The sequence below is a fragment of the Cryomorpha ignava genome, from assembly GCF_010686655.1.
Classification (GTDB): Bacteria; Bacteroidota; Bacteroidia; order Flavobacteriales_D; family Cryomorphaceae; genus Cryomorpha; species Cryomorpha ignava.
Genome location: NZ_JAAGVY010000039.1, coordinates 40615 through 48901 on the forward strand (window position 1 = coordinate 40615; position 8287 = coordinate 48901).

Annotated in this window: 3 protein-coding genes; all 3 read left to right on the forward strand. The window is 42.1% G+C overall.

Annotated features, from left to right (window positions below; genetic code table 11):
• Positions 1-80: 80 nt before the first annotated feature.
• Positions 81-3956, forward strand: coding sequence for a T9SS type A sorting domain-containing protein (locus tag G3O08_RS16395; RefSeq protein ID WP_163286536.1), 3876 nt, complete (start codon positions 81-83; stop codon positions 3954-3956).
• A 514-nt stretch (positions 3957-4470) separates the two neighbouring features.
• Positions 4471-7764, forward strand: a complete 3294-nt coding sequence (locus G3O08_RS16400; RefSeq protein ID WP_163286538.1) for a GEVED domain-containing protein — start codon at positions 4471-4473, stop codon at positions 7762-7764.
• A gap of 75 nt (positions 7765-7839) precedes the next feature.
• Positions 7840-8287, forward strand: a 448-nt coding sequence (locus tag G3O08_RS16405; RefSeq protein WP_163286540.1) for a hypothetical protein, incomplete at its 3' end; no start/stop codon positions are given.

The window sequence follows — 8287 nt, forward strand, 5'->3', positions numbered from 1 at the left end:
TTCTTATTCACCGTTTCATAACCTTGCCGGGCTTTGCCTTGCAAAATATTTTTGTTTTGAAACATTTAAAACCAGTAAATATGAGTAAGATGATTACAACAAACCAAACGCTAAATTTCTTCAGCGAAATTAAAAAGCACATCGGGGCAAGTTGCTTCCTTATGATGCTCGTAATGATGTCCGGCACTAGCTGGGCACAAACATGCTACAATCTCAGTGTAGGCGGAGGCAGCTATGTCAGCGAAACTTCTTGGGAAATTCTTGACTCAGAAGGGGCAATTGTTGCAAGTGGCAGTGGAGCTATACAACAACTTGAAGTATGCCTTTCTGATGCCTGTTACACACTCAATATGGAAGACAGCTGGGGCGATGGCTGGAACGGAAATGAGCTAATCATTGAGACTAGTGATACTTTATTTGCGCCCGTTGTTGTAGCCGGACCCTTTACCATTACGGCACCAGAAGAAGATTTTTCATCTTCTGATTTTGCACTCGGAGAAGCTGTATGCGAAACAGATTGTCCAATTGGTAACTTCGGCGATGCTTGTGATGACAATGATCCTACGACAGTTGATGATATTATTATGGAAAATTGTGAATGTGCTGGCACACCTACTGTTTTTGAAATAAGCTGCGACCAGCCATTGGCTCAATCTTTCTGCTACGGGAACAATGAGTCGCTTACAAGAACATATTCAGTTTCTGAGGGAACAATCCTCAACTTAAATTTCCTTTCAGGAAATATTGAGGGTGGATGGGATGACATCGTTATTTATGACGGTGATTCATCAGAAGATTCAATACTATACTCTACGTTGGGTGTTGCTACTGGCGCTGGTCCCCAAGACCTTTCTGTTATTAATGTTAATTCAACTGGTAATGCTATTCTTTTGACTGTAGTATCTGACCAAAGCGTGAGCTGCCAATCATCTGCTACTTATGAAGGCGGGTGGCAATTGGAAGTATCATGTGCTGTAAGCTTCGACTGTCCACAGCTTGAAGCTAATATCGGTGATGCTTGTGATGATCAAAATGCGGATACTGAAAACGATGTAATTGATGCTAACTGTGGTTGTGCAGGTACTCCAATTATCGTATTTGATTGTCCACAGCTTGAAGCAAACTTCGGTGATACTTGTGATGACAATGATGAAATGACTGAAAACGATGTAATCGATGAAGGCTGTGGATGTGAAGGAACTCCTATTGTAGTTGAGTTCGACTGTCCTGATCTTGAAGCTAACTTTGGCGACGCATGTAACGATGGAAACGACGCTACTGAAAACGATGTAATTGTTGAAGGTTGTGGTTGTGAAGGTAATCCGGTAATCACTCCTTCATGTGAAGATTTTGTTTACTACATTTCTGATCACGCTGCTGCTGATGGTATCTCTGATATTTATTCAGTAACACTTAGTGGTGGTGTAGCCACAATGGAATACATTGCAACTAGCGACATCGAAATACATATTGCTTACAATCATGTTGATAATTTGATCTACGCCGTAAGCAAGCATGAAAACTCGTACCGTACGCTAAACCCACATGTTGTGGCGCCAACATTCGGACCTACAATTGCTTTGGGTGCAGATTACGGCGAGCTTACAGCAGCTGTTTTTAACGCTGATGGAAAACTACTTATTGGAAGCCAAAACAACAACGCTATTTATAGTGTGAATGTAATCACTGATGTAGTCTCACCTTACGATACTTATGCTCCAGTTACAGGTGGTGACCTTGCTTTTGCCTCAGATGGAATGCTTTACCTTGCAACACGCAGTGGTAATGGACTATACGAAGTATATCCGGCTGATGTAGTTACTGATAATTTAATTGGAAGCGTAACCACAAAAGTTACAGGATTGGCTATTACAGATTCTGACCAGCTATTGGTTTCTAATCAAGGAAATTCAAGCCTTGAAGTAAGAAACCTTGACGGTACAAATCCCGGAACTACTTATGTATTGACTCTTGATGGCGAACCTTACACACTTCGCGATGGTGACATGGCGTCGGGTTGTAATACATTTGATCAACCAGTTGAAGGTGAGTGTCTGGATTACAAATTGTATTACATACACCAAGCAGCAAGCGGCGGCTCACAGCCACTTCTTGAGGTAACACTTAATGGTGATGGTACAGCTTCTTACACTACTGTAATACCAAATCTGGGTGGCCACATTGGTCTATCGCCTGATGGAAGTCTTATATATAATGTAGGTGGAAGCGACTTGAAAATCATTGATGTAGCTTCTGCAACTGTTATTGCTACACTAAACATTACTACTGCAAGCGGCACTAACCTTTCAGGTTTCCCTGCTGCTGTGGTTGGAAGTGACGGTACAGTTTACGCAGGTAGAAGCGGAGCAAATCAAGTTTACACAATCGATCCATCTACAGGTATTGCTACTCCTTACGGACCATCAAGAAATGTAAATGGTGGCGACTTGATAGAAGTAAACGGAGAAATCTGGTTGATTACTCGTAGCAACAATACATTTACCAATGTACTTACAGGCGCATCTTTTACCGTACCGGTGAATGAAATAAACGGTGCTGCTGTTCTTGACAACGGAAACGTATTGCTTGCTGATGGAAATGGCGGATCGCTTCTCAAAGAAGTTAATCTTGCGTCTATGGAAGTCGTTGCTACCTACGACATCGCATTGCCACTATTCAATGGTGACCTTGCTGGTGGATGTACCCTTAGCGGTGGTTTGAATACACAGTGTTACGGTTCAGAAATTCTAGGCTTTAATCAAGGACTTCAAACCAATGGTTCTGCTGTTCCAGCCGATCGTTCTGATGCAACTGCTGCTCTTGGACAACCAGATGCTAGCAACGCTGCCGGTGGATTTGTTTCACTTGGTGTTGGTGGCTCTATCACAATTGGTTTCGGTGGTGTTATTTATGACCTTCCAGGAAACGACATTCTTATCTGGGAAACTTCTTTTTCAGGTGACGCATGTGGTGGTAGTGACGATGAGCAAGCTGATATAGCGCTTTCACAAGATGGTATCAACTTCGTATCTGTTGGTTCTATTTGTCGTGATGGTGGAGTTGATATTGCCGGTACTGGTCTTGATTATGTATCTGCAATTCGTATCACTAACTCAGCTAGCACAGGTTCACTTGATGGCTACGATCTAGATGGTGTTGAAGCAATTAATGGTTGTAGTGAAGAACCCGCTATTGAAAACGGTGACTGCTATGCTACTGAAGTTGTGGAATACATTCAAGGTGTGAAAAGCAATGGGGGTGCGATTGCTGCGAACAGAACAGATGCTTCTAAGGCACTTGATGCTCCAGAGCGTGTTGATCAACTCGTGTTTGTATCTCTTGGTTACGGAGGTAGCATTACATTAGCTTTTGATGGTGCTATTCCGAATGGTCCTGGCGATGATATCGAAGTAGTTGAAACTACTTACGGGAATTCAAGCTGCGCCTCTTACGCCGAGTACGCTGACGTACATGTATCTGTGGATGGAATTAATTTCTTCTTCGCGAAAACAGTATGTCGTGCAAACGGTTTCGTTGACATCAGTGATGCTGGACCATTTGCCTATGTGAACTTTGTGAGAGTCGTAAACAACGACACGCTTTCTACTACTCCCGATGCTTTTGACGTGGATGGTGTTGTAGCACTTCACAATTGTGAAGAAGAGCCAGTAACTCCAGGATTAGTTACAGTAACGGAAAGTGAGCTATCATCTTTCCCAAACCCAACTGCCGGTCAATCGCAGGTTATATTTATAACTGCCGAAACAGGTCGTACTCTTGTAGAAGTGTATGACATGAGCGGACGTAATATTGCTACACTTTTCAATGCCCAAGCAGAAAATAACAAAGAATACAGATTGGATTTTGACGGTGCAGCACTACCAAATGGTGTTTACATTTACAGAATGACTACAAATAATGAAACAATCATTGAGAAATTTATGATTGCTAAATAAAAATGGCGATGCTCAATGAATAATTGAGCGTTATAACTCATAATAATCCCGGTTACCCAAAGGTAGCCGGGATTTTTCGATTTCACCTACAGGCTATTCCCCTCTCAAAATACTTATTCAATTATAAAAATCTTAACGGGCTTATATATTGTGTTCACCTATTCCCCTAAAATTTACATCAAAATAATACAGTGATCGCATTCTTATCATGATCTTAATAGTAGGCGACAAATTTTCGTCTAAAAGAGAGTACAAAATGAACAATTTAGCCAACGACCGGTTTGGGAAGATTAGATTTATCATTAAGTTGAGAGTGTACCAACATTTTTACAAAAGTAGTTTTATATGAATTTTGAAAAAAAGATGACAACGTTCCTTATAATTCGCAATTCATCGCATAAATTATTGCATTAATCGAATTTTATTTGTACTATTGGCAGGTCGTATTAGCATTAAGACTTAAACCATCTTAGATTACGGCAACTTTAATATTTTTAACCTAATCTTTTAACTCATGAGAAAACCGTTTACCAATTTGGTCGGAGCATGCTGCTCGCTAGTTTTTCTGACCTTAATCTCGACAAATATTGCGTCAGCGCAATATTGCGCAAGTTCTTCAACCGATTCTGGTTTTGAATGGCTCACCAACGTAACCTTCGGCGGCGTCGATAACGACACTGAAGGCTCAGGATATTCCGATTTTACCGATCAGGTGGGCACTGTATCCCCGGGAATACCTTTCTCTTTTACAGCATCTCACACTCAATCTTTTTCAGGTGATAATGAACACCTTCAAGTTTGGGTTGATTGGAATCAAGATGAAGTCTTTTCACCTAATGAACGAACTCAATTTGCGGTATGTACAGATCCTTGTACACGAACACAAATGATCCCTGTACCTCCTGGTGCGTTGCTTGGCGCGACACGTATGCGTGTAATTCTCAGTTACAATATTGCAGCAGCAGGACCCTGTATTACGGCTTTTGATGGCGAGGTTGAAGATTATGGAGTAAACGTTGTGCCAGGTGCATGTACGGCTCCTGATTTCACCTATACGGTAACAAACGATTGTGAGGCGGAGAACTACGATGTATCTGCATTTCTCACAGATTTCGGTTCAAACACATTTGTTACTGTTTATCTTACCCGGTCTGATGCTGTACCCGTTAGTCCGGTTACTTTAATTGTTGCTCTTGAGGGTCAAACGGTTAATATTTTAAACAATGTACCATTTGGAGTAACGGTTAGCGCCTCTATTGAAGGCCAAAATCCAATTTGCAACCTGACTACAAACTTTGCTCAACTTATTTGTCCTGTTACCAATGACGAATGTGCTGATGCACTTCCTCTACCTTGCAATGGCTCTTATCTTGGCACAAATATAGGTGCTACTGTTGACACCGTAGGATGTGCTCCTTTCGGAAATGGTGCCCCTGGAGTTTGGTTTACTTATACGCCTACCGCTCAAACCATTGTAACATTGGCTACGTGTGATCCACAAACTACTTTTGATACTGATTTGACCGTATTTACCGGTACTTGTGGCGAATTAACCTGTTTTGATGGATTTGGTTTTGGTGGTTATACAGATGGCAGCACGCCATTCTGTAATTTAACAGGTCAATTTTTCTCGGCAGGTGGCACATTTACTGCATTTGCCGACGAAACCTATTACATTCTTCTCGCAGGGTATTTCGCTGGTGAAGAAGGCCAATACAATCTTACGGTAACTTGCGAAGAGCTTACTTGCACTTCACCAGATTTAGCTCTTTCAGTTGTTGACATTAACGGAGACCCAATTGAGGGTTGCCTTGCAGCAGGTGCAGATTACTATGTAAATGCCAGCCTAAGTAATGGTACTGGAAATGCGAATTATGACGTAACTGTGAATGGTGGAACTCCTGTTTCTATTCCGGCAGGTGGGTCAGCAATTTTAGGCCCTGTTTCAACTGGCTCTCCTGCAAACGTTCTAGCAACCGGTGCTGATGCTCCGCTTTGTGGTGCTAGCGGCTCTGCTGCTTCTCCTGAAGTATGCGCTGCCTTAAACGATTTACCTTGTAATGCTATTGCTATTCCAACCGATGGTACTCTAATTACAGGATCAAATATTGGTGCGACTGCCGATACCAACGAAGTTGCTCCACCTAATGGTGCTTGTAATGGTACAATGTCATGGTGTGATGGCGCGGTAGTTAACAATTCTATCTGGTACACCTTTGTAGGACCAGCTTCCGGACGTGTACGAATTGATGGATGTAACCCAGGTTCTTCTTTCGATAGCCAGTTTGCTATTTATACTGCTGATGATTGTAATGACTATGATACTTATACACTTATTGGTGCAAATGATGACAGACCAGCCCCACTTTTCGCAGCTTGTGAATTTGGCTTATTTAGATCTGGCATAGAGTTATGTATTGAAGAAGGTGTTACATATTATCTACAGGTAGATGGTTATTTTGGCGCAACAGGCATTGCTGGCATAACCATTGACGAAATTGATGCGGAAGCTTGCAATTGTTCACCACCAGTATTTCCAGATGCAGGCTTCACCTTGGCCAACACGGTGGCATATTGCGCTGTTGATACTGTTGGATACCAAGTTACTTTCTATACTCCGGAAGATCCGGGAAGCAGCGAATTCTTTATTTATACCTACAGTATAGATGGCGGAAACAGTGGCGTAGAATTTGTCGCAGCTGGAGATTCTGTTACACTAGCTGATATTATTCCATTGGGAACAGTGATAAGTGCTACTATCACACTTTCTGATTCATCCTGTACGGGTGTGGTTCCACTTTTCCCATTCAATTTTGCTATAGCTCAAAATACGGCAGCCTGCGATCTTGATTGTAATGGCGTAGCCGGAGGCCCGGCTCTACCCGGAACAGCCTGTGATGATGGAGATCCACTTACAACAGGAGATTCTTACAATGCTGATTGCGAATGTTCTGGATTTCCGGCTATATCAAATGACGAGCCCTGTGATGCAATACCTTTAGAATGTGACGTTACAGTCAATGGAACTACACTTGGTGCAACTAGTACTGGTGCTCCTACTGATTTTTGTGGTACATTTTCAGGAGCCCCTGGTGTGTGGTACACAATTGTAGGAAATGGTGCTGATATTGACCTGAGCCTTTGTGGTTCATCTTACGACACCCAAGTTCAAGTTTATACAGGTACATGTGATGATCTGATATGTGTAGGTGGAAATGATGACTCTTGTGGATTGCAATCTGAATATACAATTGCAGCTTCGCAAAGTGGAGTTACTTATTACGTTTATGTATATGGATTTGCCTCTGGCACTGGAACTTTCACAATCACTCCTACTTGCAATGTTGCAAATCCCGCTGTGCTTAACGGTACCGTAAACTGGAACAGCAACTGCGGTAACCGCGATGCTACTGTTCGTTTCTACACACCGGGTACTGCTACATTGATAGCAACATACAATACCACGATTGCTGCCGATGGCACATTCAATATTCCTAATGTTGCAATAGGTACGTACGATGTAATCGTAAAAGTACAAGGATACCTTGCAAAAGGAATTGAGGATGTAGTGATTGCAGCAGGTAATAACAGCCTCGCAGTAGGTGCCATTAGAAACGGTAATATCAATAATGATGGAGCAGTTAACATCTTCGACGTTTCATTGATCAACGCCGCTTTCAATACATCTGTAGGTAATCCTAGCTACAACTCGCTGGCCGACCTGAATTGTGATGGCAACATCAATATCTTTGATATCTCAATTTTGAATGCGTCATTTAATCAATCTGGAGCAACTGCCCCTTTATAAATTGATCTAAACATCTTATATAACAATTAAATACCCAAATCAATTACTAATTAAAAACCAATAAATAGAAAGCTTATGAACAATTTAACAAATGGACTGAAGAAACACTTTAGTCAGATTACAAACACTCTCCTTACAGCTTGTATGCTCCTTGCTCTTGGCGTTGTTGGAGTTCAAGCCCAAGTGCCTGATCCGATGCCATCGCAGTACTTCTTTAAGGTAGGAGATGTGAAAACAAATGAAATCACTATAGAGCCCGGAGAGAGCTTTACACTGAAAGTAGGATTTACGCTGATAGGCCCATGTGATGGAGCTACAGCAACTCTACTGTGGGACGAGGACGAATTAGTCGTTCCCGGAACACAGGTTACCAATTTGATTGGAAGCTTGCTTCCATTCGGCTTTTATAACGTAATTTCACAAGACGTAGGTCACCTAAGCTTTACGCAGGCGATTCTTGGTGGATTCATTCTTCCTCCCTCTGATGGGGCAGGCGGATATGTAGAAACCGATTATATGTTGA